Below are 25,753 nucleotides of genomic sequence, written 5' to 3' on the forward strand. Positions count from 1 at the left end.
GGGGAGGGGTGTGATGCACCAGCGCCGCACGCCGGGTGGTCAGCGTCCGGTCCGTCGGCCGGGGCACACCGGCCGACCCGGCACCGGTCGGGGCACGGTCCGCGACGGCGGGGTGCGCGCGGAGTCGCGTACCGCCGGTCGCGCGCCGTCGGCCGCCCGCGGTGCCGAGGGCGTACGCTCCGCCAAGCGGCCTGCCGCCAGGCGGGCGGCGGCCGGCGGGGTGACCCGGCTGGCCGCCCCCCGACCCCGAGGTCTCACCGGACGCGCCACCGTCCTCATCGCGGTGTTGATCGCGCTCGCGTTGGCCTACACCTATCCGGTCCGGGTCTACCTTGATCAACAGGCTGACATCGAACGGATGGAGGCCGCGCAGACGGCCCAACGGGAGCTGATCGCCGAGCTGACCACCCAGGCCGAGAAGTGGCAGGACGAGGCGTACATCGAGACGAAGGCCCGGGAACGGTTCTTCATGCGCCGGCCCGGCGAGAAGATGGTGATCCTGCTGGAGGATCCGGCCGGGGCGGCCCGGGACGCGGGCGAGAGCGGCGAGCCGGCGGCGCAGGTCAACCCGGACGCCTGGTACGACACCCTCTGGTCGAGTGTGCGGGCGGCCGACGCCGCGCAGCTCGACGCCGAGACCGACTCGCAGCTGGGCGAGTGAGCACCGAACGAAAGATGGCACCGTGACTGTCGTACCACCGCCGGAGCCGGCGGCGGCTTCCGTACCCCCACCGAAGCGTGAGCCGGCCACCGAGGCTGACCTGGCGGCGGTGGCCGCGCAGCTCGGCCGCCCGCCCCGGGGCACCCGCGCGGTGGCCCATCGCTGCCCGTGCGGCCTGCCCGACGTGGTGGAGACGACCCCCCGGCTGGCCGACGGCACCCCGTTCCCGACGCTGTACTACCTGACCTGCCCACGGGCGACCGCCGCGTGCAGCCGGCTGGAGTCGGCCGGGCTGATGCGGGAGATGGCGGACCGGCTGGCCACCGACCCGGAACTGGCTGCCCGCTACCGCGCCGCGCACGAGGACTACCTGACCCGTCGGGACGCGATCGCCGAGGTACCGGAGATCGCCGGCATCTCGGCCGGCGGCATGCCCGGCCGGGTCAAGTGTCTGCACGTGCACCTCGGCCATGCCCTCGGCGCCGGCCCCGGGGTCAACCCGTTCGGCGACGAGACCCTCGAACTGGTCGAACCCTGGTGGGCGGCCGGGCGCTGCGTCGACGTGCCGGAGGCCGAATGACCCCCGCCCCGGACGCGGTGGTGCCCGACGACATCGTGATCCGGCGGGCCCGCACCGCCGACGTACGGGCCATCCGGCGGCTGATCGACACCTACACCGACGACCGGCGGCTGCTCAGCAAGGCCACCGTGACCCTCTACGAGCATGTGCAGGAGTTCCGGGTGGCCAGCCGGGTCACCGACGGCGCGGTGGTGGGCTGCGGCGCGCTGCACGTGATGTGGGAGGACCTGGCCGAGATCCGTACCGTCGCCGTCGACCCGACCTGCCGGGGGCAGCGGATCGGGCACCGCATCGTCGCCGAACTGATCGACGTGGCCCGGGAGTTGGGTGTCGCCCGGATCTTCGTGCTGACCTTCGAGACCAACTTCTTCGGCTCGTTCGGCTTCACCGAGATCGACGGTGCGCCGGTGCCGCACACGGTCTACGAGCAGTTGCTGCGCTCCTACGACGAGGGTGTCGCCGAGTTCCTCGACCTGGAGCGGGTCAAGCCCAACACCCTGGGCAACACCCGGATGCTGCTGCGGCTCTGACCTCGGAACGCCTGCACGCTGAAGCCCTCGGCCAGCCGAGGGCTTCAGCGTCGGGGACGGTCAGGCGGTCGGGGTGGTCGTCTTCGCCAGCGCGATGAAGCTCGCCCAGGCGGTCGGGGTGAAGGCTAGGGTGCCGCCGTCCCGGTCCTTGGTGTCGCGGACGAGCACGACCCCGGTCAGGTTGTCGGCCACCTCCACGCACGACCCGCCGTTGGTGCCGGAGTAGGTCGACTTGCGCCAGTTGGCACCTGTCATGTCCATGTCTGCGCCGCTTCCTTGATCAGGTCGAGGGACTGCCTGCGGGGGAGCGCCTCACCCCGGACCGCCTCCCAGGTCCGTTGCAGGGCGGCCAGGTCGTCGGTGTGGTTGACGATCTGCGCCCGGACCTGGTGGTCGAGGTGGGCCACCACTGAGCCGTCGCCCAGAGTGGCGAGGATGAACCCTCCCTGCAACCCAGGGTAGATCTCGGTCTCCTCCGGCACCACGAGGATCTGCACGTGCGGCAACTCGGTGATCTTGACGAGTCGTTCGAGCTGCTCCCGCATGATGTCGGGGCGCCCGTTGATGCCCCGCCGGAGCACCATCGCGTCGAGCACCGCCACCACCGGCACCGGCACGTCCCGGGTGAGGATCGTCTGCCGGTCCAGCCGGGATGCCACTCGCTGATCGATCTGGTCGGGTAGGAGCAGTCCATCGCTCATGGTTGCCCGGGCGTATGCCTCGGTCTGGAAGATGCCGGGCACGAACGCCGGTTCGTACCAGCGCAGCAGCGCCGCCTCGCGTTCCAGCTCGATCCATTCCCGCAGCCACGACGGGGTCTGCTCCAGCTTCGACAACTCCCGCAGCATCCGGCCGAACCGCCCCTCCGCCGCCTCCGCGTCGAAGGCGGGATCGTGGGCGCGGTCGACGGCGAGCATGTAGTCCTTCGTCGGCGGACGACCGCCGGTCTCGACCGAGCTGACGTGTGAGCCGGAATAGCCGATGACCCGGCCGAAATCGTCCTGACTCAACCCGAGGTGAGCCCGGAGCAGCCGCAGTTCCTCGCGTACGTAGTCGATTGCGTTGCCCATCGATTCCTCACCTCTGCCCAATTCCGCCCGACGTCTTGTCAAACCGGCTCTGTAGCCGCTTCCACCTGCGCAGATGCCGTGAGCACCTATCGATGCCCATGCGGTCCTATGCAGACTCCCACACATACGGATCCGCTCCTATCCAGGAAGGGACGGGGTGGATTTCGTGTCGGGGCCGCCCTGGACTTCCCCCGTACCGGGGCGGCCCCTCCCAATCACCGATGTGCCGGAGGCCGATGTGCGTACCCGGTGCCTCAGCAGTGGCGAGCGAATGGTGAATGACGATGATCACTACTCAACTCCTGGGGTCGAGCCACGGTCCGCACCCCTCGCACCCGCGCGCTCTCGGAGCGAACGCCCCGCACACCCCGCTGCGGCCGATGTGGTGCTGTCGGGTCGACGGGCAGCCGTGGCCCTGCGCCGAGGCGCGGCTCCTGCTTCGCGTCGAGTTCGACCGGAACACCGTCGGCCTGACGATCTACCTCGCCGGCCTGATGTACGAGGCCATGCGCGATCTCTACCACCTCAACCCACATGACGGTCCCGAGCCGACGGCGCTGTTCGCCCGGTTCGTCGGTTGGGTGGGACGGGGAGGGGAAGCCCGGCGCGACGGGGACGGCGAGTAGGCGTTCGGGGCGCGGCGGCGCTATAGGGTGACCGACGTGACGACGCGTGTGGCCGCCATCGACTGCGGAACCAACTCCATCCGGTTGCTGGTCGCCGACCTGCCCGACCCGTCGGCGGGTTCGACCGCACCCCTGGTCGACCTGAACCGGCGGATGGAGATCGTGCGGCTCGGGCAGGGCGTGGACGCCACCGGCCGGCTGGCTCCGGAGGCGATCGAGCGGACCCGGGTCGCGTTGGCCGACTACGCCGCCGACATCGCGAAGCTGGGCGCCGAGCGGGTCCGGATGTGTGCCACCTCGGCCACCCGGGACGCCGAGAACGCCGCCGACTTCCGGGCCATGGTGCAGCAGACCCTGGGGGTGCCACCCGAGGTGGTCAGTGGCGACGAAGAGGCCCGGCTCTCCTTCACCGGTGCGGTGCGCGGGCTGCCCGCCGACGCGCAATCGCCGTACCTGGTGGTGGACATCGGCGGCGGCTCGACGGAGTTCGTCGTCGGCAGCCGGGACGCGGGTGTGCACGCGGCGATCTCCATGGACATCGGCTGCGTCCGGATGACCGAGCGGCACCTGCACGGCGACCCGCCCGGCCTCGACGAGGTCGCCGCCGCGCAGGCGGACATCGCGGTCGCGGTGGACCGGGCGCTGACCGCCGTGCCGGGGCGGGAGGCCGCCACGCTGGTCGGGCTCGCCGGCTCGGTCACCACCGTCGTCGCCATCGCTCAAGACCTCACCGAGTACGACCCGACCCGCATCCACCACGCCCGAGTGTCGTACGACCGGGTGGCCGAGGTGAGCGCACAGTTGCTGGCCATGACCCGTGATCAGCGGCTGGCGATCCCGGTGATGCACCCCGGCCGGGCGGACGTGATCGGCGCCGGTGCGCTGGTCCTCCGCGTGATCATGGAGCGTGCCGGGATGGATTCGGTGGTCGCCTCGGAACACGACATCCTCGACGGCATCGCCTGGAGCCTCGCAGAGACCTCAGGATAGGTGGTTCTCCCTGCATATGGGCGGTATGATTTCCATATGGTCACCACCGTCAATCTGCCTGACGGGCTGCATGAGCGGCTCAAGCAACTCGCCGAGCAGGAGCACCGCTCGATGAATGCCACCATCGTCGTGGCGGTCGAGGAGTATGTCTCGGCCCGCAATCATCGCGCCCGCGTACGGGACCTTGCGCGGGAGGTTGCCGAGCGCGACGCCGAACTGCTGCGGCGGTTGGCGGAGTGATCAACTACCTCGAGGTCGATGACCTCGTGGAGATCGCCTCGATCGTGTTGGGCGAGACACCGCAAGTTCGCGATTTCGGTCTGCTCTCGTCGGCGGTGGTCCGCCCGGCCACCGTTGTGTTCGGTCAAGAGGCTTACCCCGATATCTGGAGCAAGGCCGCCGCGCTACTGCACTCGGTCTGCATGAATCATGCCCTGATCGATGGAAACAAGCGTCTCGCCTGGGCGGCGGCACGTGTGTTTCTGGCCCTCAACGAGGTGCCGATCCAGGATGTCGACGTCGATCAGGCCGAGGCTCTCGTGATGTCGGTGGCCAGCGGCACTCTGACCGAGGTCTCCGACATCGCCCGCGAAATTCGCAAGCTCTACGTCTGACCATCGCACAACCGTAGACGCGGCCAGCGCGGATGCGAACAGGAGGTGAATGCCACTGTTTCGGCATCTTCCGGCGGGAGGTAACCGCGTGGCAGGCTACCGGCACGTAGGACCACTGGGCGACCAGCCAACGATGACTGACCGCTAGGAGGACGGGCCGATGGGCGAAATGGTGACCTACCGTAGCGGTGGCGGTACGGGTGAGGGATACCTCGCGATACCGGCCACCGGTACGGCCAGCCCTGCGGTCATCGTCATCCAGGACTGGTGGGGGCTCGCGCCACACATCCGGTCGGTGGTGGACCGGTTCGCCGAGGCGGGCTTCGTCGCGCTCGCCCCGGACTTCCGGCACGGTGAACCGGCCGGCAAGCCGAGCGAGCCCCGACAGATGCTGAACGGGCCGCAGATGGACGAGGCGGCGCGGGAAATAGCCGTGGCCGCCGACTACCTCGCCGGCCGGCACGAGGTCACCGGCAAGATCGGCTGTGCCGGTTTCTGCGCCGGGGCCAGCCTGGCGCTGTGGGCCGCGAGCTTCTCCGAGCGGATCGTCGCCACCACCGCGTTCTACCCCCGGCTGCCGTGGGAGGGGATGCGTTCGGAGTGGACGGACTACGCCGGCAAGGACGCGCTCGTGCACTGCTCCGAGGCGGACGGCACCTCGGCCGACCCGGGGGTGCAGGGCGTACGCCGGGCCATCGAGAACGCCGGCGGCACCTGCCACCTGCACGACTACCCGGGCACCGCGCACGCCTTCTTCAACGAGGACCGGCCGGAGCACTTTGACCAGCGCGCCGCCACCAGCGCCTGGGCCCGCAGCCTCGAACTCTTCCGGGCGAAGCTTGGCTGAGTCGCGTACCCCCGCCGAGGTGGTCGCCCGCGCAGCGCGGGCGACCGACCTGGCCGACCTCGACGCAGCGGTGAGCGATTGTTTCGCCTGTCCACGATTGGTCCAGTGGCGGGAAGAGGTGGCACGCACCAAGCGGGCCGCCTTCCGCGACCAGGAGTACTGGGGTCGACCGGTACCCGGCTTCGGTGACCCGTCGGCGCGGATCGCGATTCTCGGACTGGCCCCGGCGGCGCACGGCGGCAACCGCACCGGGCGGATCTTCACCGGTGACCGTTCCGGCGACGTGCTCTTCGCCGCGCTGCACCGAGCCGGCCTGGCCAACCAGCCCACCAGCGTGGCCGCCGACGACGGGCTGACGCTGCGGCACACCCGGATCTTCGCCGCCGTACGCTGCGCGCCGCCGGACAACAAGCCCACCCCCGCCGAGCGGGACACCTGCGCGCCGTGGCTGCACCGGGAGGTCGCCCTGATCCGGCCGACGCTGCGGGTGGTGGTCGCACTGGGCGCCTTCGCCTGGGCCGCCTGGTGGCCGGTGTCGCGGGACGTCTACGGTGTCGCCGCGCCCAGCCCGCGACCGTCGTTCGGCCATGGGGCACACTGGTCCGGCACGGCCGTACCGGAACTGCTCGGTTGTTACCACGTCAGCCAGCAGAACACCTTCACGGGGCGGCTGACACCAGGGATGCTGGACGACGTGTTCACCAGGGCGAAACGGTTGGCCGGGGTGGACTGAGGCTGCGGGGCGGTGGCGATGACGGATGGGATCCTGACCTGCCCGTCGTACGCCCCGGTGGCCCGGAGGTAGGCCGAATGGACGTTGTACGCAGGTGGTGGCCGGTCACAGCGGTGGCCGCGTTGCTCGCTGCCGTGGCGTTGGCCGCCACCCATTCCTCCATCGGGGCCAGCCGGATCCCGCCCGCCGTGCAGGACGCTCCCTTCGTGCTGGAATACCCGACCGGCGACCCCAGACCCTCCATTCCGGCCGAGCCGCGGCAAGCCGCCGAGCAGGCCAGCACCGCCCTCCCTGCCTGGCTCGGCACGGTGGCCGTGGTGCTGCTGGGGATGGCGCTGCTGGCCGCCCTCGGCTATCTGGGGTGGAGCGTGATGCAGTCGGTGGCCCGGCGGGTCACCCGGCGGCTGCCGGTCGGTACCACCCGACGCAACGCCGAAGGCACCGCCCGGGAGGTCGTCGCCGCGGTTGACGCCGGTCTGGTCGAACTGGACGATCGCTCCACCGACCCCCGGACCGCGGTGATCGCCTGCTGGGTACGCCTCGAAGAGGCCGCCGCCGCGGCAGGGGTGCCCCGGCTGACCGGGGACACCCCGACCGACCTGGTTACCCGGCTGCTGCGCGGCGACCCCTCCGCCGGTGTGCCGGCCATCGTCAGCGCCGATGTGCTGGCCGAGTTCGCGAACGTCTACCGGGAGGCCCGGTACGCCACCCGGCCGGTCGACGAACGCACCCGCGACCAGGCGCGCGCCGCGCTGCGCCGGTTGCGCGGCGAACTCACCGCCACGGTCGAGCAGGTGACGACGTGAGCAGCACCAGCATCGACGACCTGCTCAGCTTCTCCGAGGAGCGGCCGGTCCAGCCCGAGCAGCGCCGTGGCGGCCGGCTACGGTCGGTCGCCACGTTCCTCGGGGTCACCGCCGCCACGACCGTGGTGCTCGTCGCCGGGCTACGCGCCGTCGGCCTGCGGCTCTCGCTGCTGGTGCTGGTGGCCGCAGTCGTCACGTTGCTGCTGGTGCGTCGCATCGTGGCCCTGCTCGCCCCGCCGTCGAGAACCGTGCAGTCCGCCACGTCCCGTCCGGGTGGCGAGGAGGACGGCATGTACAACTGGGATGCCCGGGACGCGCTACGCACCGCGATCAACGGCTGGGAACTGCCGCTGGAATGGACGAAGAACCGTCCCGAACGTTTCACCAAGATGATCCTGCCCCGTCTCGCGGAACTGGCCGACGAGCGGCTGCGCCTCAAGCACGGCGTGACCCGTGAGTCGGATCCCGCCCGGGCCCGCGCCCTGCTGGGCGAGCGCCTGTGGCTGTTCCTGGAAACCCCGTCTCGCCGGATCCCCTCGCCGCGCGACCTCGCGGTGATCGTCGCCGAACTGGAGAAGATCTGATGAACGACGCCGCCCGGACCATGCCCCCCACCGAGGTCGGTCACCTCGCCCGGGCGGTACTGGACGCGGTGGGCCAGGTCGTGGTCGGCAAGCGGGACGCCCTGGAACTGGTGCTCGCCGGCATCCTCGCCGGTGGCCACGTGCTGCTGGAGGACCTGCCCGGCCTGGGCAAGACGCTCACCGCCCGGTGCTTCGCCCAGGCGCTCGGGTTGGACTTCCGCCGCCTCCAGTTCACCCCGGATCTGCTGCCCGCCGACGTCACCGGCTCCTTCCTGTACGACCAGCGCAGCGGTGACTTCACGTTCCGGGCCGGGCCGGTCTTCACGAACCTGCTGCTCGCCGACGAGATCAACCGGACCCCGCCGAAGACCCAGTCCGCCCTGCTGGAGGCGATGCAGGAGAAGCAGGTCTCGGTGGAAGGGGTGACCTACCGGCTGGACGAGCCGTTCCACGTGCTGGCCACCGCCAACCCCATCGAGTACGAGGGCACCTATCCGCTGCCGGAGGCGCAGTTGGACCGGTTCCTGTTGCGGGTGTCCTTCGGTTATCCGCCCCAGGACGAGGAGTGGGAGGTGCTGCGCCGCCGGATGGCCCGCCGCCGTGAGGAGGCCGAGATCAAGCCGGTGGTCGACGCGGCGACCCTGCGGGCCATGCAGGGGGCGTTGGAGGACGTCACCGTGGAGGATTCGGTGGGCCGCTACATGGTGGCGTTGACCGCGGCCACCCGCGAACATCCCTCGGTGCTGGTCGGTTCCTCCCCGCGCGGCTCGTTGGCGTTGCTGCTGCTGGCCCGGGTGCGGGCGGTGCTCTCCGGGCGGGACTACGTGGTGCCGGAGGACGTCAAGGAGGTGGCGGCACCGGCCCTGGCCCACCGGATCACCCTGCGGCCGGAGATGTGGCTGCGTCGGGTCGATCCGTCCTTCGTGGTCGGTGAGGTCCTCGATCAGACCCCGGCACCGGCCAGCGGGGCACTGCCCAGCTACGCCGCCGGGCGGCAGGGGATCTGACCCGACGTGAGGCTCGCGGACCGATCGGCACCGGCCGACTGGGCGCCCACTGCGGCACTCGGTCGGGCGGTGCTGCTCACCGGCCTGCTGCTGGTCGCGGCGGTGCTGCTGGGTCGAGTGGACCTGATCGTGCTGGCCGCCCCCTTCGCCCTCGGCACGGCGTACGCGCTGCGCCATCGGCCCACCGAGCTGCCCCGGGTGTGGGTCAGTGTCGACGAGGGGCACCTGGTGGAGGGGGGCGAGCTGGTCGGGCGGGTCAGCGTCGGCAACCCGGACGCGACACCGTACGACGTGGCCGTGCTCCGTACCCGGGTCTCGCCCTGGCTGCGTATCGACCGGGCCACCCTGGCCGGTGGCGCCGTCAGCGGGCGCAGCGGTGACCAGCGTTCGGTGACCGACCGGCCGTTCGTCACCTCGGTGGACCCGGACACGGCGGTGGACCTGGAACTGACCGGCACCGCCCGGCGCTGGGGGCGGCACCGGATCGGCCCGGCTGGCGCGCGGGTCGCCGCCGCGCAGGGCCTGCTGGTCTCCCGCGCGGTGATCGCCGAACCGGTCGTCAACCGGGTGTACCCGAAGACCGAGCCCTTCGAGGCGGTCAATGCGATGCCCCGGGCGGCCGGCCTGGTCGGCGCGCACCACTCGCGGCGGGCCGGTGAGGGAGGCGAGTTGGCCGGGGTACGGGTCTTTGCCCCCGGCGACCGGCTCCGCCGCATCGACTGGCGGGTGTCGCTGCGGGCCCGGCAACTGCACGTGGCCGCCACCCTCTCCGACCGGGACGCCGAGGTGGTCGTCCTGCTCGACGTGCTGGCCGAGGCGGGCCGCTCCGGCGGCATCGCCGGCACGGCCTCGGTGCTGGACACCACGGTCCGGGCCGCCGCCGCCATCGCCGAGCACTACCTGCACCGGGGTGACCGGGTGGCGCTGCTGGAGTACGGTCCGAGCGCCCGGCGACTGCGCCCGGCCACCGGGCGGCGGCAGTACCTGACCGTCCTGGAATGGCTGTTGGACGTGAAGGCCCAGCACTCCCCGCACGAGCCGTACGACCAGGTCTTCGGCTCGCAGCTGCTCTCCGCGGACGCCCTGGTGGTGGTGCTCACGCCGCTGCTGGAGGAGCGGTCGGCGCAGATGCTGGCCCGGTTGGCCCGTTCGGGGCGGTTCGTGGTCGCCGTGGACACCCTGCCGGCCGACCTGCCGCCGCCGAAGGATCGGGGTTGGGCCGAGGTGGCGTACCGGCTGTGGCGGCTGGACCGGGACACGATGATCGCGCAGCTGCGCGAGCACGGCGTGCCGGTCGTACCGTGGGCGGGCGCCGGCAGCCTCGACCAGGTCCTGCGCGACGTGGCGCGTCTGGCCACCGCCCCCCGGGTCGGTGGCCGGTGATCGACACCCTCACCGGTCGGGTTCGGGCGTGGCGGACGGCGGCCGGCCGGATCGCGCTGGCCCCGGTGTTGATCCGCCTCGGGATCTTCCTCAGTTCGCTGGCGGGCCTGCTGCTCGCGTACCCGGCCGAGGTCGTCGCGGGGCAGGCGCTGCTTGCGCTGCTCGGGGTCGCGGCGCTGCCCGCGCTGGCGCCGCGCCGGTTCTGGCCGACCTTCGCCGCGCTGGTCACCATCGGCGGCTGGCTGGTGGCCACCGACGGGTACGACCGGCCCGTCGCGCTGTGGCGGCTGATGGCCGTGGCGGTGCTGCTCTACCTCACGCATACGCTCTGCGCACTGGTCGCGGTCCTGCCGTACGACGCGGTGGTGGACCCGGACCTGATCGTGCGTTGGCTCACGCGTACCGGCGGGGTGTTGCTCGCCACGTCCGTACTCGGGGTGCTGCTGCTGGGACTGGGCCGCATCGGGGCGGGCACGGCCGGCTGGCAGTCCGTCACGATCGCCGGTCTCCTGGTCGCGCTCGCGGTGACCGCGTTGCTGGCCTGGCTGCTGAAACGCCGGTGACGCGGGGGGCGCAGGGGGCCTACGCGGCGGTCCTGCCAGAGTGCCCGAAGTGCTGTCAGCGGCCTGGGTAGCCCACGTCACACAGAGGTTGTGCTCGGTCACAGAAGGAGGCCGTGAACGGGATTAGCGCCGTCGGTGGGGGAAAGATGGTAGGCGTGAATCCGAAGCGGATCCTTGTGGTGGGTGCCGGGCACGTCGGTCTCTACGCGGCGCTGCGCCTGTCGAAGAAGCTGAGTTCCCGTGAGGCTGAGGTCATCGTCGTCGATCCCCAGCCGCACATGACGTACCAACCGTTCCTGCCGGAGGCGTCCGGGGGCAACATCTCTCCGCGACACGCCGTGGTGCCGCTGCGTCGCGAGTTGCGCAAGTGCACGGTAGTGGCCGGCGCGGTGACCCGCATCGAACACGACCGCAAGACCGCCACCGTCCAGCCGATCGTGGGCCCGCCCCGGGAGATCGCGTACGACCACGTGGTGGTCGCCCCCGGTTCGGTCTCCCGCACCCTGCCGATTCCCGGGCTGCACGAGCACGGCATCGGCTTCAAGACCATCGGTGAGGCCATCTACCTGCGTAACCACGTGTTGGAGCAGTTGGACGTGGCCGCCGCCACCACCGACCCGCAGGTGCGCCGCCGGGCGCTGACCTTCGTCTTCGTCGGTGGCGGGTACGCCGGCATCGAGGCGTTGGCCGAGATGGAGGACATGGCCCGCGACGCGCTGCGGTACTACCCGGAGCTGAAGACGTCGGACATGCGGTGGGTGCTGGTCGAGGCCACCCAGCGGGTGCTGCCCGAGGTCGACCGGGACATGGGTGCCTACACGGTGCAGCAGTTGCTGAAGCGGGACATGGACATCCGGCTGGACACCCGCCTGGAGTCCTGCGTCGACGGGGTGGTCAAGCTCTCCGACGGGGACAGCTTCAGCTCCGACACCATCGTCTGGACCGCCGGGGTGAAGCCCGCACCGATGCTGGACGCCACCGACTTTCCCCGCGACGACCGGCGCCGGGTCACCTGCCTGCCGACGCTCCAGGTGGTCGACGGCGACCGGGTGGTCGAGGGCGCGTGGAGCGCCGGCGACTGCGCCGCCGTGCCGGACCTGACCAAGGCGCCGGGCAACTACTGCTCGCCGAGTGCGCAGCACGCGGTGCGCCAGGCCCAGCGGATGGCCGACAACATCGTGGCGGTGATCCGGGGACGGGAGCCGGTCGCCTACAAGCACAAGCACGCCGGCAGCGTGGCCAGCCTCGGCCTGCACAAGGGTGTGGCCCAGGTCTACGGCATCAAGATGACCGGCTGGCCGGCCTGGTTCATGCACCGTACGTACCACATGAGCCGGATTCCCTCGTTCAACCGGAAGATCCGGGTGGTGGTCGACTGGACGCTGGCGTTCGTCCTCAAGCGTGAGGTCGTCGCCCTCGGCCAGTTGCACGACCCCCGCGAGGAATTCGCCGAAGCCTCCCGCAAGTAAGGAAGGGCCCCTTCTTAACGCCTCGCGTAGAGAAGGGGCCCCCTTTTAACATGTGCACCTGCTACCCGCCTGGTCGACGTTGGGTGGGGCGGGTGCGTTGACGTCTGTCGTTCCCGGATCAGGTGCGAGGTGGTCGGCGCACGGGACGTCGTACCGGCCGGGAAACCGCTACCGTGGCACTGCACCGCGCGTGCCGGCGCGTCGGGGTCACCCGCCCGGGTGGTGGAAAGGCAGACACGGCCGCCTTAAAAGCGGCTGCCGCAAGGCGTGCGGGTTCGACCCCCGCCCCGGGCACTCTCAGCGTTCCCTCAGCCTTCCGACGTCCAACCGGCTGTTGCGGCCGTTTACTCTTATAGGGCGCGTTGACGTGCCACGACCCCCTTAGGGAGGCCAGACAGTGAAGACTTCGAACCCGGTACTCGCTCGGCTCGGCCAGGCGGCCGAGCGGGAGCGTGCCGCCGGGTACGCCCCGACCGGGCCGTACGGACAGCCCGGCTACCCCCAGCAGCACCCGCAGGCCGGCTACCCCCAGCAGCCTGGTTACCCCCAGCAGTACCCGCCGCAGGCCGGCTACCCCGGCGCGCCGGGCTTCCCGTCCGCGCCGCAGGCGGTCACCCCCATGTCGATCGACGACGTGGTGGTCAAGACGGTCCTGCTCCTGGCCATCGTCGGCGTTTCCGCCGCGGCGGCCTGGACCCTGGTGCCCGACGCGCTGCTCGGTGTCGCCTGGATCGGCGCGGCCGTCGTCGGCCTGGTGCTCGGCTTGATCATCTCGTTCTCGCGGATGGCGAACCCGGCGCTGGTCGTCGCGTACGCCCTCGTCGAGGGCGTTCTCGTCGGCGCGATCAGCAAGTTCTTCGAGGCGCGTTACCCGGGCATCGTCATCCAGGCGGTCGTCGCCACCTTCGGTGTCTTCTTCGTGATGACCATGCTCTACAAGGCGCGGGTCATCCGGGCCACGCCGAAGTTCACCAAGGGCTTGATCGCGGTGATGGCCGGCCTGTTCGCGGTCATGCTGATCAACCTGGTGCTGTCGTTGTTCGGCGTCAACACCGGTCTGCGTGACGGCGGTGCGCTGGCCATCGGTTTCAGCCTGGTCTGCATCGTGGTCGCCTCGCTGAGCTTCGTGCTCAGCTTCAAGGAGGTCGAGGACGGCGTCCGGATGGGGCTGCCGCAGCGCTACTCCTGGGTGGCCGCGTTCGGCATCCTGGTCAGCCTGATCTGGCTCTACATCGAGATCCTGCGACTGCTGAGCTACTTCCAGGGCGACGACTGACCTCTCGCCCAGCGACCGACCGGCGCCCGCTCCCCCTGGGGACGGGCGCCGTCGTCATTCCCACCCCTCGTCCCCACCCCGCCCCCACCCCGCCCGCCCCCGCGCCCGCCCCTCGTCCCCGCCTCGCACTCGCGCCCCGCCCTCCCCGCCGATCATGCACTTTCCGTCGGGGCATAAGCCGCATAAGCGGTTAACCGGCGACCACAACTGCATGATCGACGGGGTGGAGATGGGGACGGCGAGGGCCGGGAGAGCGGAGGGCGGAGGGCGGCGGGGGTGAGAGGGGCGGGGCGGGGGTGGCGGTGGGTAGGGTTTGGGGGTGGGGGATGTGGAGTTGGGGCGGGGGGTGGAGTTGCTGGTGCGGCAGGTGGGGCACTGGCAGCAGGGACGATGGTCGGTGGTCGCCTCGGCCGGCAAGCTGTCCCGGGCCGATCTGGTGCACCGACTGATCCAGGACGTCGCCAACCTGGCGGCCGACGCGGAGGGGCGACCACGGCGGGTCGTACCCCGGCTCGACAACGACCTGGCTCTGCCCGACCAGCTCCGGGTTGTCACGGCCGACCTGCTCGCCGCCGACCCGTCCGATGAAGCTTTGGCCCGGGCCACGGCCGAGGTGGCCGCGACCCGAGCCACGCTTTAGCGACGGCCCGCCTGCCCGGTTGTCAGCGCTTGAGGGGACCGGCAGCCCGCGCTGATCGACGGCGTCGACGCTGACCTTGGGCCGGCGGGCAGCAAAGCGCTCAGCTGAGGCGCTCCAACACCATCGCCATGCCCTGCCCGCCACCGACGCACATGGTCTCCAGGCCGATGGTCTTGTCGTGCCACTGCAGGGCATTGAGCAGGGTGCCGGTGATGCGGGCGCCGGTCATCCCGAAGGGGTGGCCGACGGCGATCGCGCCGCCCATCACGTTCAACTTCTCCTCGGGAATCCCGAGCTGCCGGTACGACGGGATCACCTGGGCGGCGAACGCCTCGTTGATCTCGACGAGGTCGACATCGTCGATGGTCATCCCGGCCCGCTTGAGCGCCTGCCGACTCGCCTCGACCGGGCCGAGCCCCATGATCTCGGGAGACAGCGCGGTGACGCCGGTGGAGACGATCCGGGCCAGCGGGGTGACACCCAGCTCCTCGGCCCGCTGGGCGCTCATGATGACCACGGCGGCAGCCCCGTCGTTGAGCGGGCAGCAGTTGCCGGCGGTGATCCGGCCGTCCGGCCGGAAGACCGGTTTGAGGGCGGAGACAGTCTCCAGGGTCACCCCCGCACGGGGGCCGTCGTCGGCGCTGACCACCGTGCCGTCTCCGGTGGTGACCGGGGTGATCTCGCGGGCCCAGAAGCCGTCGGCGATCGCCTTCTCGGCCAGGTTCTGGCTGCGTACGCCGAATGCGTCCATGTCCGCGCGGGACACGTCGTACACCTGGGCCAGGTTTTCCGCGGTCTGCCCCATGGCGAGGTAGACGTCGGGGAGAGCACCCTCGTCGCGCGGGTCGGTCCAGACCGGGGCGTCAGCCTCGGAGCAGGCCTTGGAACGCTGCCGCGCCTCGGCGAAGCGCGGGTTCTCCCAGCGGCCCACCAGGGCCTGTGCCTCCGGCGGCAGGCCGTCGGAGCTGCCACGGGCGTACCGGGAGACGGCCTCGACCCCGGCGGAGACGAACACGTCTCCCTCGCCGGCCCGGATCGCGTGCATCGCCATCCGGGTGGTCTGCAACGACGAGGCGCAGTACCGGGTCAGCGTCGCGCCAGGCAGGCGGTCGAGACCCATCAGGACGGCGACCACCCGGGCCATGTTGAAGCCCTGCTCACCGCCGGGCAGCCCGCACCCCAGGTAGAGGTCGTCGATTTCCTGCCGGTCGAGCTGGGGGACCTTGTCCAGGGCGGCCTGCACGATGGTGGCGGCGAGGTCGTCCGGGCGGAGGTCACGGAGGGACCCCTTGTGGGCCCGACCGATGGGCGAGCGGGCGGTGGCGACGATCACGGCATCGCGTGGCGACTCAATCGGCATGCCCCAACGTTAACGCGCCAGTAACTTGCGGTGGAAGCCACCTGCTAGTGCAACCGAGCCTGGCCGACCGCCGTGGGTTGCGCGTCGCGAGCTATGGGCGGGGGAGGGCCGGGGCGGCGACCGTGCGTGCCGGTCAGCGGCGGGGAGTGACGGCCGCTGCGGCGGCCACCGCAGGCAACAGCGCGTGCGCCCAGACCCGGTAGCCGTCGGCGGAGGGGTGGTAGCCGTCGTGGCAGAACGTGCCGGCGTCGGCGCGGAACACCCGGCCGGTCTCGGTGGCCAGGTCGACCACCGTCCCCCCGGCGTCGAGGACCGCCTTCGTCTGGGCCCGGCCGACCTGGCGGCCGACCCAGCCGACGACCTGACGTAGCGGAGGGGCGATGGCCCGTACCGCGCCGAGGTCCGGGCAGGTGCCGACGACGACCTCGACCCCGGCCTGGCGCAGCCGGTGCACGGCCGCGCCGAGGTAGGCGGCGGCGTCGGTCGGGCGGCGCAGGGTGGTGGCGTCGTTCGCCCCGATCAGGACGACCGCCACGTCCGGCTGCTCGCCGAGCAACGCCCGGGCCACCTGGGTGGCCAGGTCGGTGGAGCGTGACCCGGAGACACCGACGCTGGACAGCCGCACCTGGCGCCCGGCCGGGCCTTCCGCGAGAAGCTCGGCCAGCTGCCCGCCGATGGTGTCGCTGAGACGGTCGACGCCGACCCCGAGGGCGGACGAGTCGCCGAGCAGCACCAGGCGCAGCGGCGGGGCGTCGGCGCGGCCGACCGTGGCGCGCAACGCGAGGCCCAGCTCGGGCTGGGCGTAGCGACGGCTGCGGGCCACCACGGCCTGACCGGCGAGCACCGCCGCGCCGCCGAGCGTGCCGGCGAGCAGCGAGGCAGCCGCCGTACGGGCCAGCCAGCCGGCGACACGGGCCCCGGGTGAGGTGCTGTTCATCTCGCTGCCCCGGCCCGTGTGGCGCTGGTGATCGGGAGCCTCGTCCGCTCGGTCATCTGAGTTCCTCCACTGCGGGTGAGTCGGCACCGGTCGGCTGGGACGCCGCACCGACACCGAACAGCCCTCGGCGACGCAATTGCGCCCAGCGGCCGCCGGGACCGCTCTCGCTGCCACGGACCTGCGTGCCGCTGACCTCCGTGCCCGGATGCCTGGCCGCTTCGTGAGCGGCCCTCGGCAATGACCGTACGCCTTCGACGCGCGTTGGCGAAGGCCTGCGTTCCGCTCCGTGGCCGAGCGCGGCGAGCACCGTGGGCAGAATGGCGGCGGCGGCCACGGCGTACCCCTCGGCGGAGGGATGGAACCGGTCCCAGGCGAACATTCGCCCCGGTTCGGCGGTGAAGCGTGGACCCAGCAGATCGCCGAGGGAGACCGTCCAACCGCCGGCCGAGACCACGGCGATGGTCTGGGCGGCGGCGAGCTGGCGGCTCCACCGGCGGGCCAGCCAGCGAAGCGGTGGCTGGATGGGGCGGATCGCCCCCAGGTCGGGACAGGTGCCGACGACCACCTCGGCCCCGGCCGCGCGCAGGGCCCGGACCCCCTCGACCAGGTACCGCACGGCCAGGCTGGGCGGCGTACGGTTGGTCACGTCGTTGCCGCCGATCAGGATGACCGCGACATCGGGGTCGCACTCCAGGGCCGCCTCGACCTGGAACTTGAGGCCGGCCGAGATGGCACCCACCACCGCGAAGCGGTGCAGACGTACGGGGCGCTGGAGCCGCCGGGACAGGCCGGTGGCCAGGAGCGCGCCGGGGGTCTCCCGGCGGCGGTGCACGCCGTATCCGGCGGCCGAGGAGTCGCCGAGCACGACCACGGTGAGTGCGGGGCCGGGAAACTTGGCACCATAGACCCCGTCACAACGCGGTGGCGGCGCCTCGGCCATCGGAATGGTGCGGCGGGCCTGCCGGGCCTGCCCGAGCAGTACGCCGGTGGTGGCTGCCGCAGCCGCCACCGTGGCACCGGTGCCGAACGCGGCCAGTCGGGCCATCCGCCAGGCGCGCTGCCAACGCGGACGGTCCGGTACGACAGAACCAGCGGCCCCCATACCGCGACATTAGCGCGCCGGTCCGACGTACCGGGGTGCTCGCCGACTGCACCCCGGTGCCTGGAATCTGACGGCTCTGGGTATTTGATTGCGGGGTGTTGCGTCGGGTCGTCACGCTGCACGTGGAGAGGAGCACGACGATGGCTAGGACGTTGAAGCGGGGTGCCGCCTTCGTGGCGCTGGGTCGGGCGTTGACCGCCGGTGCTCGGGGCGGGCCGTCGCTCGGCGCGCGGATCGGCGCGCTGCCCAGGATGATCGCCGCCACGGCCCGTGGCCGGTACGACGGGGGCCTTCGGTTGGCGATGATGACGGCGGCGACGGCGTACATCGTCTCCCCGGTCGACGCGGTCCCGGAGTTGTTCCTGACGGTGTTCGGGTTGATCGACGACGCGGTGATGGTCACCTGGCTGGCCGGGGCCGTGCTCGCCGAGACCGAACGCTTTCTGGAGTGGGAGGCTCGCGGCAGCACAGTGGTCCCCGGCCACGTGGTGCCCTGACCCACGTACCCTTGGCGCGGGAATTTACGCGAGTCACCCGCCCGGCCTGCGGCGCCGGCGCCGAAGGAGAAGGGCACAACGAGGTGCAGTACTACGACAACGTCGTCGAGCTGATCGGCAACACCCCGCTGGTGCGGCTGCGCAACGTGGCCGAGGGCATCGGAGCCACCGTGCTGGCGAAGGTGGAGTACCTCAACCCCGGTGGGTCGGTGAAGGACCGGATCGCGCTGCGCATGGTGGAGGACGCCGAGGCTGCCGGCATCCTCCGACCCGGTGGCACCATCGTCGAGCCGACCAGCGGCAACACCGGCGTCGGGCTGGCCCTGGTGGCGCAGCTCAAGGGCTACAACTGCGTCTTCGTCTGCCCGGACAAGGTCAGCCAGGACAAGCAGGACGTGTTGCGGGCGTACGGCGCCGAGGTGGTGGTCTGCCCGACCGCCGTCGCACCGGAGGACCCCCGCTCGTACTACAACGTCTCCGACCGCCTGGCCCGGGAGATCCCCGGCGCCTGGAAGCCCAACCAGTACGCCAACCCGGCGAATCCGCGTTCGCACTACGAGACGACCGGCCCGGAGCTGTGGAAGCAGACCCAGGGCCGGATCACCCACTTCGTGGCCGGCGTCGGTACCGGCGGCACCATTTCCGGCATCGGCCGGTACCTCAAGGAGGCGTCCGGCGGGGCCGTCAAGGTCATCGGTGCCGACCCGGAGGGCTCGGTCTACTCCGGCGGCACCGGCCGGCCGTACCTGGTCGAGGGGGTCGGTGAGGACTTCTGGCCGGAGACGTACGACCGCGCCGTGGCCGACGAGATCATCGAGGTCTCGGACAAGCAGTCCTTCGAGATGACCCGGCGGCTGGCCCGCGAGGAGGGGCTGCTGGTCGGCGGCTCCTGCGGGATGGCGGCCGTCGCTGCGCTGGAGGTGGCCCGCGCCGCCGGCCCGGACGACGTGGTCGTGGTGCTGCTGCCGGACGGCGGCCGAGGCTACCTGTCCAAGATTTTCAACGACACCTGGATGGCCCGGTACGGCTTCCTCGACAACTCCGGCTCCGAGCCGACCGTGGCCGAGGCGCTGGCCGGCAAGCCGGGCGGCCTGCCCGAGCTGGTACACGTACACCCGACCGAGACGGTCCGTGACGCGGTCGACTACATGCGGGAGTACGGCGTCTCGCAGTTGCCGGTGCTCAAGGCCGAGCCGCCGGTGGTGACCGGTGAGGTGGCCGGTTCGATCGCCGAGCGGGACCTGCTCGACGCGCTGTTCACCGGTCAGGCCCAACTGCACGACACCATCGAGCGGCACATGGCACCGCCGCTGCCGATGGTCGGTGGTGGCCAGCCGGTCAGCGAGGCGGTCAACCTGCTGGAGAAGTCCGACGCCGCGCTGGTGCTGATCGACGGCAAGCCCAAGGGCGTCCTCACCCGCCAGGACCTGCTCGCCCACCTCGGCGCTCGCTGAGGTGTAAGGAAGGGCCCCCTTTTAACGCCTCATGCATAGCAGGGGCCCCTTGTTAACACCCGGCCGGCACGTCGCTAGATCGAGTGTTAAGTGAGCGTTTGAGAATTGGGGTGGTTGCGGCGGCGTGTCGTGTTGGACGTGGGGGAAGGCCCTCGGTAGGTCCGGTGGTGTCGAGCCAACCGTTTCCTGTCGAGGGCCTTCTGATGACGTTGTACCCGATCGCTGGTCAGCAGTCCGTCTCGCCTCGCCGTTATCCGGCTGTGCGGGTGCGGCGGGAGCGGGAGAGGGCGGTGCGGCGGCGGTATCCCAGTGATCTGACCGATGCGCAGTGGGCCCTGGTCGCGCCGCTGCTCACGCTGGAGTCGGGGGTCCGTCGAGGGCGGCCACCGGGCATCCGATGCGGGCGATCGTGGCGGCGATCCTGTACGTGACCTGCACGGGCTGCCCGTGGCGGGCCCTGCCGCGGGAGTTCCCGCCACCGGGCACGGTGTACTGGTGGTTCGCCCGGTGGCGCGACGACCACACGTTGATGCGTCTGCACGACCGGCTGCGGGAGCAGTGCCGCACCGCCGCCGGGCGGCACCGGCATCCCACCGCCGGCGCCATCGACTCCCAGTCGGTGCGCGCGGCGGACACCGTGCCCCGTCACAGCCGCGGGTACGACGTGGCGAAGAAGGTCAACGGCCGTAAACGCCACATCGTCGTGGACACCATGGGCCTGCTGCTGGCCGTCATGGTCACCGGAGCCCACGTCAACGACCGCAGCATCGCCCGCGACCTGCTCTGGCGCACCCGACTGTTCCACCCCCGCCTACGCCTGATCTGGGCCGACGGCGGCTACATCGGCACCCTGAGCACCTGGGCCCGCCAAGCCCTGGACCTCACCGTGCACCTGGTCCGCAAACTCCCCGGACAACACACCTTCGTCGTGCTCCCCCGACGCTGGGTCGTCGAACGCACCTTCGCCTGGATCAGCAAGAAACGCCGATGCGTCCGCGACTACGAACACCTACCCGCCAGCCACGCCGCCTTCGTCACCTGGGCCATGATCCACACCATGGTCACCCGCCTGACCCGAAACACGAAACCGGCCCAGGCAACCACCTGAGCCGGAATCTCAAACGCTCACTAATAGGGGGCCCTTGCTCTACCGTAGGCGTTAATAAGGGGCCCTTCCTTACCCCAAAGCGCGGGTGTAGCGCAGCTGTGGGGCAGGGATGGTGCCGATCATGTCCTGGCGCTCCACCCCGGTCGGCTGCCAGCCGCCGCGCTCGTAGAAGCGGCGGGCGTGGGCGTTGTCGCGGAGCACCCAGAGCACCGCGCGGCGCCAGCCGCGTCTTCCCATGGCGGCCAGCGCGTCGACCATCAGCACCCGACCGACGCCGCGACCACGCTCGGCCGGTTCCAGGTGGATGGCGTTGAGCAGGCCGGTGTCCGGGTCGTCCTCGTCGTCCGGCCCGAGATAACTGAAGCCGACCAGAGTGCCGTCCCGTTCGGCCACGGTCATCCGATGGTCGGCCCGCTCATAGCTCCACCGGAGCGTCCAGTACTCGGCCATCGCCTCCGGTGTCGGATCGACCAACGCCTCGGGCGGCAGGATCGACGAGTACGCGGCGACCCGCGAACGCTGGTGGAGCCGGCCCACCGCCGGAACGTCGTCAGCGGTCGCGGCACGCAGCGTGACAGTCACTCAGCCGAGGGTACCCGCCGGGGTGGGACCTGCACGGTGGTGAGGTCCTCGGCGATCACCAGGTCGCCGTCGAAGTGGGCGCGGGCCTCGGCGGCGAAGCGGCGCGGGTCGGCGTACCGCTGGGAGAAGTGGGTGAGCACCAGCCGGCGTACCCCCGACTCGGCCGCCACCCGGGCGGCCTGACCGGCGGTGAGGTGGCCGACCTCGGCGGCGAGCGCCGCCTCCGACTCCAGGAACGTCGACTCGATCACCAGCAGGTCGGCGTGCTCGGCCAGCGCGTACACCCCGTCGCAGAGGCCGGTGTCCATCACGAAGGCGAACCGCTGCCCGGGCCGGGGCACGCTCACCTCGTCGCGGGTGACGCGCCGCCCGTCGAGGTCGAGGTGGCCGACGCGCTGCAACTCGCCGACGGCCGGCCCACCGATGCCGTACGCGGCCAGCCGCTCCGGCAACATCCGGTAGCTGTCCGGTTCCACCAGCCGATAGCCGTACGTGTCGATCGGGTGCCGCAGCCGGCGGGCCTCCAGGGTGCCGCAGCTCAACGGGATGTGCTGACCGTCCGTCTCGATCGGCGTCACGGCCAGCTCGGCGGTCTCGTGGAACGAACTGGCGTGCCGCAGCCGGGCGAAGTACTCGGCGCCCTCGGCGGGGAAGTGCACCGCCACCGGGCGGGAGACCCGGTCCAGGGAGAGTCGCTGGATGGTGCCGGGCAGGCCGAGGCAGTGGTCGCCGTGGAAGTGGGTGACGCAGATCCGGGTCAGGTCGGTGGCGGTGACCGTGGTGTGCAGCAGTTGCCGCTGGCTGCCCTCGCCCGGGTCGAAGAGGATCACCTCGTCGTCCCAGCGCAGCACGTACCCGTTGTGGTTGCGTGCCCGGGTCGGGGCCTGGCTGGCCGTACCGAGCACCACCAACTCGCGCATCGACACGGGGGCCTCCGGTGAAATGAAGCGACCCCCGGGGCTTCCGCGCTGACGCGCGGGCCGACTGGACTGGGTCGGCACCCCGGGGGTCGGGTGGCTTGTCGTGGTTTCGCCGCACCGCTGCCACACGGTCTCGACGACTCTTACTGCCCGCCCGAAGGACGGATCACTGTCGAGGACAGCGGCTAGCGGACAGCCACCTCACGAGTCCGATTGCTATACAAGTCTGGACCACCTCCTTTCCCGTGTACCGACACGCTATCCAGCGCCGACCCCGGCGGCAACGGATTTCGATCACACCCGCCGCGGAAAGCCGGGGCGGAGGTCACGAGGTGGGGGCGATGCCGATCGGCCCCTCGCGGGGGCCGTCCTCGCTGGCCGGCTGCACCGACAGGGACGGGAAGTTCGCCAGGTCACCCTCCGGCTCGGCGTCCCACTCGGGGAAGACCAGGTCGCTCTGGAGGTAGAGACAGAGCAGTTGGGCCAGTTGGCGTAGCCCTTCCAGGTGAGTGCGTTCGTGGCCGTGGGTGGCGTCGACACCGAAGCCGAGCAGGGCCACCCGGGCGTGTGCACCGGCCTCCACCGCCGCCGCCACGTCGGAGCGGTAGTAGTCGAAGACGTCGCGGACCAGGTCCACGTCGTGCTCACGGGCGATGGCGGCCAGGTTGCGGGTGAGGTGGTAGTCGAACGGGCCGACTCCGTCACCCATGGCCAGGGTGGCGGCGTCCTCCCGCGACTGCTGGCCGGGGGCGACCACCGCGGCGTCGACCGAGACGATCTCGGCGACGTCCGGGTCGAGGCCGTGCGAGGCGCCGTGGCCGATCTCCTCGGTCACGGTGATCAACAGGTGTGCGGTGACCGCCGGTTTCACCCCGGCGTCGACCATCGCCTTGATCGCCGTGAGCACCGCGGCCACCCCGGCCTTGTCGTCGAGGTGGCGGGACTTGACGTACCCGCTGGGCGTGACCGTCGGGTTGGGCAGGAACGCCACGAAGTCGCCCGCGTCGATGCCGAGCGCCCGCAGACCGTCGATGTCCTCCACCGGCTCGTCGACGCGTACCTCGACCTGCTCCCAGCCGATGCCCTGCTCGTCGACCGCCTCGTTGTATCGGTGGCCGCTGGCCTTGAGCGGCAGCACCTGACCGGTGATCACCCGCTCCAGGTCGTCGGTGAAGATCCGTACGTGTGCCCCCTCGGCGAACCGGGCGCTGTGTGTGCCGATCGGCTTGAGTTCGAGGCGGCCGTTCTCCTTGAGCCGCTTGACCATTCCGCCGATGGTGTCGGTGTGTACCACGATCGCCCGGTCCGCCCCGTGCTCGCGAGGGCCGGGCAGGCAGGCGCTGAGCGCACCCCGGCGGGTCAGCGTCGACGGGATGCCGAGCGCCGACAGACGCTCACCGACGTACTGCTGCACGTGGTCGGTACGCCCGGACGGGCTGGGAATGTCCAGCAGCTCGACCAGCACCTGGCGCAGGTAGTCCAGGTCGAGCGGCAGCGGAAGGGTCTTGCGTACGGTCATGCCCCAGATGGTGCCGCACCCGCCGGGGTCCACAGCCGTTGCGGTGCCCGCGTCCCGGGAAAGAGGAGGTCCACGAAGCGTTCGGCGGTGGGCTGCGGCTCGTGGTTGGCCAGCCCGGGCCGCTCGTTGGCCTCGATGAAGACGTGCTCGGGTTGGTCCGGTGCCGGTATCAGCAGGTCAAGACCGGTGACCGGGATGTCCAGGGCCCGGCTGGCGGCCACGCACGCCTCCGCGATCACCGGGTGCAGCTCGCCGGTGACGTCGTGGATGGTGCCGCCGGTGTGCAGGTTCGCGGTGCGGCGTACGGCCAGCACCTGCCCCTCGGGCAGGACGTCGTGCAGCTCGTACCCGGCCTCGGCGACCACGTCGCGGGTCATGTCGTCCAGCGGGATGCGGGACTCGCCACCGGTGGCGGCGGCCCGACGTCGGCTCTGCCGCTCGATCAGCTCGGCGATGTCGTGCACCCCGTCACCGGTGACGGACGCCGGGCGGCGTACGGCGGCGGCGACCACCTCGTGATCGATCACGACCACCCGCAGGTCCTCGCCGGCGCACAGCTCCTCCAGCAGCACCTCCGGGCAGTACCGGGCAGCCAACTCGACCGCAGCGGCCAGCGCCTCGGGCGTCTTCACGCCGACGGTGATGCCGTTGCCCTGCTCGCCACGGGCCGGCTTGACGACCAGCTCGCCCACCTCGGCCAGGAACTCGACGTCGGCGGCGTCCCCGGTGGCGGTGCGTCCGCGTGGCACGGACAGCCCGGCCTCGGCCAGGATCCGGCGGGTGACCCGCTTGTCGTCACAGCGGCTCATCGCCACCGCCGAGGTCAGCTCGGACAGCGACTCGCGGGTGAGGATCGTCCGGCCACCGGTGGACAGCCGCAGCTCACCCCACTGCGGGTCGGTCACCTCCACCCGGATGCCGCGCCGCATCGCCTCGTCGGCGACGATCTTCGCGTACGGGTTGAGCTGGTCGTACCCCTCGGGCATGGCGGGCAGGAACAGCCGTTCGTTGATCGGGTTCTTGCGCTTCACGCAGAGCGTCGCGGTGCGGTAGAAGCCGAGCCGCTCGTAGAGCCGGATCGCGCCGACGTTCTCGGCGAGCACGGACAGGTCGACGTACGCCCGGCCGCGGGCGACCAGCCGGGCGGCCAGCTCGGTGATCAGCGCCTGGCCGGTGCCCGGCGGCGCCTGGTTGAAGTCGACGGTCAGGCACCAGAGGCTGGCGCCGTTGTCCGAGTCGTCGAAGACCGCGACGTGGTCGATGCCGGTGATGGTGCCGACGATCTCGCCGGTCGTCGCCTCCGCCACCAGGTGCAGGAAGCGGTCGGTGGCGGCGTTGTCCACCAGCACCTCGACCGGTGCGGTGACCATGCCGTTGGCCGCGTAGATCCGGTTGACCGCGTCCGCGTCGGCGGCATCGCGCAGCCGACGGATGCGCACCCCGGGTAGCTCCGGCGGGCCGCCGGTGAGCGCCGGGGCATCGGCGGTGCCGGTCTGCTCAGCGGTGCCGGTCTGCTCGCCGGTGCCGGTGTCGGGCCGGGAGCCGTACAGCGGCAGCCGGTAGGTCAGCGACGGGTCGATGAACAGCTCGTCGGGCAGCCGGGATACCAGCACGTGCGGGTCCCGCAGGTAGATGCAGATGTCGCGGGCGCCGGCCGCCTCGGAGCGCAGGATGTCGGCGACCGCAGCCTGGTCGTGGAAGGTCTGGCCGAAGACCAGCCGCCCCCAGCCGCAGTCGAGCACGACACCTGCGTCTTCGCGCGGGCGTTCGGCGTCCTCGCCGGGGTCGGCGCTGCCGCCTGCGGCGATCGGATCACCGCCCGGGCCGACCCGCTCGTACCGCCGTCCGCGGCCCCGGTCGGTCCGAGCTATCCCGGTGGCCAGGGTGTCGGTCAC

Annotated in this window: 29 protein-coding genes and 1 tRNA gene; 21 read left to right on the plus strand and 9 right to left on the minus strand. The window is 71.4% G+C overall.

Annotated elements, in window-relative coordinates; genetic code table 11:
- Positions 1-13 precede the first annotated feature (13 nt).
- From AB0M35_RS01525 to AB0M35_RS01535, 3 genes are read left to right on the plus strand one after another with little or no spacing between them, the layout of a single operon-like run.
- Positions 14-661 (plus strand): septum formation initiator family protein, encoded by a 648-nt coding sequence (locus AB0M35_RS01525; RefSeq protein ID WP_363740315.1) that lies wholly within the window; start codon positions 14-16, stop codon positions 659-661.
- A 22-nt stretch (positions 662-683) separates the two neighbouring features.
- Positions 684-1,241 (plus strand): DUF501 domain-containing protein, encoded by a 558-nt coding sequence (locus AB0M35_RS01530; RefSeq protein WP_363740316.1) that lies wholly within the window; start codon positions 684-686, stop codon positions 1,239-1,241.
- Entirely contained in the window at positions 1,238-1,771 is a 534-nt protein-coding gene (locus tag AB0M35_RS01535) for an amino-acid N-acetyltransferase (RefSeq protein ID WP_363740317.1), read from the plus strand. Before AB0M35_RS01530 ends, AB0M35_RS01535 begins: the two co-directional genes overlap by 4 nt.
- Positions 1,772-1,831: 60 nt before the next feature.
- Here AB0M35_RS01535 and AB0M35_RS01540 read toward each other — a convergent pair whose 3' ends face one another.
- Both AB0M35_RS01540 and AB0M35_RS01545 read right to left on the minus strand, forming a co-directional pair.
- Positions 1,832-2,026, minus strand: a complete 195-nt coding sequence (locus tag AB0M35_RS01540) for a DUF397 domain-containing protein (RefSeq protein WP_363741833.1) — start codon at positions 2,024-2,026, stop codon at positions 1,832-1,834.
- Positions 2,023-2,841, minus strand: a complete 819-nt coding sequence (locus tag AB0M35_RS01545; RefSeq protein ID WP_363740318.1) for a helix-turn-helix transcriptional regulator — start codon at positions 2,839-2,841, stop codon at positions 2,023-2,025. The genes AB0M35_RS01540 and AB0M35_RS01545 overlap by 4 nt, the downstream gene beginning before the upstream one ends.
- A gap of 284 nt (positions 2,842-3,125) precedes the next feature.
- Here AB0M35_RS01545 and AB0M35_RS01550 point away from each other — a divergent pair, with 284 nt between their 5' ends.
- The 15 genes from AB0M35_RS01550 to AB0M35_RS01620 all read left to right on the plus strand — a co-directional run bounded on the left by AB0M35_RS01550 (position 3,126) and on the right by AB0M35_RS01620 (position 14,379).
- Complete coding sequence (locus tag AB0M35_RS01550) at positions 3,126-3,467, plus strand: hypothetical protein (RefSeq protein ID WP_363740319.1); 342 nt, start codon at positions 3,126-3,128, stop codon at positions 3,465-3,467.
- A gap of 48 nt (positions 3,468-3,515) precedes the next feature.
- Complete coding sequence (locus tag AB0M35_RS01555; protein ID WP_363741836.1) at positions 3,516-4,457, plus strand: Ppx/GppA phosphatase family protein; 942 nt, start codon at positions 3,516-3,518, stop codon at positions 4,455-4,457.
- Between the two features lie 36 nt (positions 4,458-4,493).
- Positions 4,494-4,697 carry an Arc family DNA-binding protein gene (locus AB0M35_RS01560; protein ID WP_013731632.1) on the plus strand — a complete coding sequence of 68 codons (204 nt, stop codon included), beginning with the start codon at positions 4,494-4,496 and terminating at the stop codon, positions 4,695-4,697.
- Complete coding sequence (locus AB0M35_RS01565) at positions 4,694-5,071, plus strand: Fic family protein (protein WP_363740320.1); 378 nt, start codon at positions 4,694-4,696, stop codon at positions 5,069-5,071. Before AB0M35_RS01560 ends, AB0M35_RS01565 begins: the two co-directional genes overlap by 4 nt.
- 160 nt (positions 5,072-5,231) lie before the next feature.
- Positions 5,232-5,918 carry a dienelactone hydrolase family protein gene (locus AB0M35_RS01570; protein WP_363740321.1) on the plus strand — a complete coding sequence of 229 codons (687 nt, stop codon included), beginning with the start codon at positions 5,232-5,234 and terminating at the stop codon, positions 5,916-5,918.
- A gap of 19 nt (positions 5,919-5,937) precedes the next feature.
- On the plus strand, positions 5,938-6,651 hold the full coding sequence (locus tag AB0M35_RS01575) for a uracil-DNA glycosylase (protein WP_363741839.1): 714 nt from the start codon (positions 5,938-5,940) through the stop codon (positions 6,649-6,651).
- Positions 6,652-6,728: 77 nt separating this feature from the next.
- Positions 6,729-7,457: a DUF4129 domain-containing protein gene (locus AB0M35_RS01580; protein WP_363740322.1), complete on the plus strand. Its 729-nt coding sequence runs from the start codon at positions 6,729-6,731 to the stop codon at positions 7,455-7,457.
- Entirely contained in the window at positions 7,454-8,041 is a 588-nt protein-coding gene (locus tag AB0M35_RS01585; RefSeq protein WP_363740323.1) for a hypothetical protein, read from the plus strand. Before AB0M35_RS01580 ends, AB0M35_RS01585 begins: the two co-directional genes overlap by 4 nt.
- A complete protein-coding gene (locus AB0M35_RS01590; protein ID WP_363740324.1) occupies positions 8,041-9,048 on the plus strand; it encodes a MoxR family ATPase in 1,008 nt (335 codons plus the stop codon). Before AB0M35_RS01585 ends, AB0M35_RS01590 begins: the two co-directional genes overlap by 1 nt.
- Positions 9,049-9,054: 6 nt before the next feature.
- Positions 9,055-10,431 (plus strand): DUF58 domain-containing protein, encoded by a 1,377-nt coding sequence (locus AB0M35_RS01595; protein WP_363740325.1) that lies wholly within the window; start codon positions 9,055-9,057, stop codon positions 10,429-10,431.
- Complete coding sequence (locus tag AB0M35_RS01600; RefSeq protein WP_363740326.1) at positions 10,428-10,994, plus strand: hypothetical protein; 567 nt, start codon at positions 10,428-10,430, stop codon at positions 10,992-10,994. The genes AB0M35_RS01595 and AB0M35_RS01600 overlap by 4 nt, the downstream gene beginning before the upstream one ends.
- 155 nt (positions 10,995-11,149) lie before the next feature.
- A complete protein-coding gene (locus AB0M35_RS01605) occupies positions 11,150-12,463 on the plus strand; it encodes an NAD(P)/FAD-dependent oxidoreductase (protein WP_363740327.1) in 1,314 nt (437 codons plus the stop codon).
- Positions 12,464-12,676: 213 nt separating this feature from the next.
- A tRNA-Leu gene (locus AB0M35_RS01610) sits at positions 12,677-12,757 on the plus strand.
- A gap of 103 nt (positions 12,758-12,860) precedes the next feature.
- Positions 12,861-13,739 carry a Bax inhibitor-1/YccA family protein gene (locus tag AB0M35_RS01615; protein WP_363740328.1) on the plus strand — a complete coding sequence of 293 codons (879 nt, stop codon included), beginning with the start codon at positions 12,861-12,863 and terminating at the stop codon, positions 13,737-13,739.
- Positions 13,740-14,058: 319 nt separating this feature from the next.
- Entirely contained in the window at positions 14,059-14,379 is a 321-nt protein-coding gene (locus AB0M35_RS01620) for a hypothetical protein (protein WP_363740329.1), read from the plus strand.
- Positions 14,380-14,479: 100 nt separating this feature from the next.
- On the opposite strand, the gene AB0M35_RS01625 is transcribed toward AB0M35_RS01620, so the two are convergent.
- From AB0M35_RS01625 to AB0M35_RS01635, 3 genes are all read right to left on the minus strand, one after another.
- Positions 14,480-15,739, minus strand: a complete 1,260-nt coding sequence (locus AB0M35_RS01625; protein ID WP_363740330.1) for an acetyl-CoA C-acetyltransferase — start codon at positions 15,737-15,739, stop codon at positions 14,480-14,482.
- Between the two features lie 133 nt (positions 15,740-15,872).
- Complete coding sequence (locus tag AB0M35_RS01630) at positions 15,873-16,676, minus strand: SGNH/GDSL hydrolase family protein (RefSeq protein WP_363740331.1); 804 nt, start codon at positions 16,674-16,676, stop codon at positions 15,873-15,875.
- Between the two features lie 52 nt (positions 16,677-16,728).
- A complete protein-coding gene (locus tag AB0M35_RS01635) occupies positions 16,729-17,778 on the minus strand; it encodes an SGNH/GDSL hydrolase family protein (protein ID WP_363740332.1) in 1,050 nt (349 codons plus the stop codon).
- Positions 17,779-17,918: 140 nt separating this feature from the next.
- Between AB0M35_RS01635 and AB0M35_RS01640 the strand changes: the two genes are divergently transcribed.
- The 3 genes from AB0M35_RS01640 (at position 17,919) to AB0M35_RS01650 (ending at position 20,837) form a co-directional block, all read left to right on the plus strand.
- Entirely contained in the window at positions 17,919-18,275 is a 357-nt protein-coding gene (locus AB0M35_RS01640) for a YkvA family protein (RefSeq protein WP_363740333.1), read from the plus strand.
- Between the two features lie 83 nt (positions 18,276-18,358).
- Entirely contained in the window at positions 18,359-19,729 is a 1,371-nt protein-coding gene (locus AB0M35_RS01645; RefSeq protein ID WP_363741842.1) for a cystathionine beta-synthase, read from the plus strand.
- Positions 19,730-20,126: 397 nt separating this feature from the next.
- Positions 20,127-20,837 carry an IS5 family transposase gene (locus AB0M35_RS01650; RefSeq protein ID WP_363740334.1) on the plus strand — a complete coding sequence of 237 codons (711 nt, stop codon included), beginning with the start codon at positions 20,127-20,129 and terminating at the stop codon, positions 20,835-20,837.
- A 69-nt stretch (positions 20,838-20,906) separates the two neighbouring features.
- Here AB0M35_RS01650 and AB0M35_RS01655 read toward each other — a convergent pair whose 3' ends face one another.
- From AB0M35_RS01655 to ngg, 4 genes are all read right to left on the minus strand, one after another.
- The gene (locus tag AB0M35_RS01655) at positions 20,907-21,419 is read right to left on the minus strand and encodes a GNAT family N-acetyltransferase (protein WP_363740335.1); all 513 of its coding nucleotides are present in this window, start codon (positions 21,417-21,419) and stop codon (positions 20,907-20,909) included.
- On the minus strand, positions 21,416-22,345 hold the full coding sequence (locus AB0M35_RS01660; RefSeq protein WP_363740336.1) for a ribonuclease Z: 930 nt from the start codon (positions 22,343-22,345) through the stop codon (positions 21,416-21,418). Before AB0M35_RS01660 ends, AB0M35_RS01655 begins: the two co-directional genes overlap by 4 nt.
- 319 nt (positions 22,346-22,664) lie before the next feature.
- On the minus strand, positions 22,665-23,858 hold the full coding sequence (locus tag AB0M35_RS01665) for an osmoprotectant NAGGN system M42 family peptidase (RefSeq protein ID WP_363740337.1): 1,194 nt from the start codon (positions 23,856-23,858) through the stop codon (positions 22,665-22,667).
- Positions 23,855-25,753 carry an N-acetylglutaminylglutamine synthetase gene (gene ngg / locus AB0M35_RS01670; protein WP_363740338.1) on the minus strand — a complete coding sequence of 633 codons (1,899 nt, stop codon included), beginning with the start codon at positions 25,751-25,753 and terminating at the stop codon, positions 23,855-23,857. Before ngg ends, AB0M35_RS01665 begins: the two co-directional genes overlap by 4 nt.

The sequence above is a fragment of the Micromonospora sp. NPDC051196 genome, from assembly GCF_040682415.1.
Classification (GTDB): domain Bacteria; phylum Actinomycetota; class Actinomycetes; order Mycobacteriales; family Micromonosporaceae; genus Micromonospora.

Excerpts from the sequence above, each read along its gene's own strand:
- AB0M35_RS01525 (WP_363740315.1), top strand. The coding sequence starts at position 14 with ATGCACCAGCGCCGCACGCCGGGTGGTCAGCGTCCGGTCCGTCGGCCG.
- AB0M35_RS01535 (WP_363740317.1), top strand. The coding sequence starts at position 1,238 with ATGACCCCCGCCCCGGACGCGGTGGTGCCCGACGACATCGTGATCCGG.
- AB0M35_RS01540 (WP_363741833.1), bottom strand. The coding sequence starts at position 2,026 with ATGACAGGTGCCAACTGGCGCAAGTCGACCTACTCCGGCACCAACGGC.
- AB0M35_RS01545 (WP_363740318.1), bottom strand. The coding sequence starts at position 2,841 with ATGGGCAACGCAATCGACTACGTACGCGAGGAACTGCGGCTGCTCCGG.
- AB0M35_RS01550 (WP_363740319.1), top strand. The coding sequence starts at position 3,126 with ATGATCACTACTCAACTCCTGGGGTCGAGCCACGGTCCGCACCCCTCG.
- AB0M35_RS01560 (WP_013731632.1), top strand. The coding sequence starts at position 4,494 with ATGGTCACCACCGTCAATCTGCCTGACGGGCTGCATGAGCGGCTCAAG.
- AB0M35_RS01570 (WP_363740321.1), top strand. The coding sequence starts at position 5,232 with ATGGGCGAAATGGTGACCTACCGTAGCGGTGGCGGTACGGGTGAGGGA.
- AB0M35_RS01580 (WP_363740322.1), top strand. The coding sequence starts at position 6,729 with ATGGACGTTGTACGCAGGTGGTGGCCGGTCACAGCGGTGGCCGCGTTG.
- AB0M35_RS01590 (WP_363740324.1), top strand. The coding sequence starts at position 8,041 with ATGAACGACGCCGCCCGGACCATGCCCCCCACCGAGGTCGGTCACCTC.
- AB0M35_RS01625 (WP_363740330.1), bottom strand. The coding sequence starts at position 15,739 with ATGCCGATTGAGTCGCCACGCGATGCCGTGATCGTCGCCACCGCCCGC.
- AB0M35_RS01630 (WP_363740331.1), bottom strand. The coding sequence starts at position 16,676 with ATGAACAGCACCTCACCCGGGGCCCGTGTCGCCGGCTGGCTGGCCCGT.
- AB0M35_RS01635 (WP_363740332.1), bottom strand. The coding sequence starts at position 17,778 with ATGGGGGCCGCTGGTTCTGTCGTACCGGACCGTCCGCGTTGGCAGCGC.
- AB0M35_RS01640 (WP_363740333.1), top strand. The coding sequence starts at position 17,919 with ATGGCTAGGACGTTGAAGCGGGGTGCCGCCTTCGTGGCGCTGGGTCGG.
- AB0M35_RS01650 (WP_363740334.1), top strand. The coding sequence starts at position 20,127 with ATGCGGGCGATCGTGGCGGCGATCCTGTACGTGACCTGCACGGGCTGC.
- AB0M35_RS01665 (WP_363740337.1), bottom strand. The coding sequence starts at position 23,858 with ATGACCGTACGCAAGACCCTTCCGCTGCCGCTCGACCTGGACTACCTG.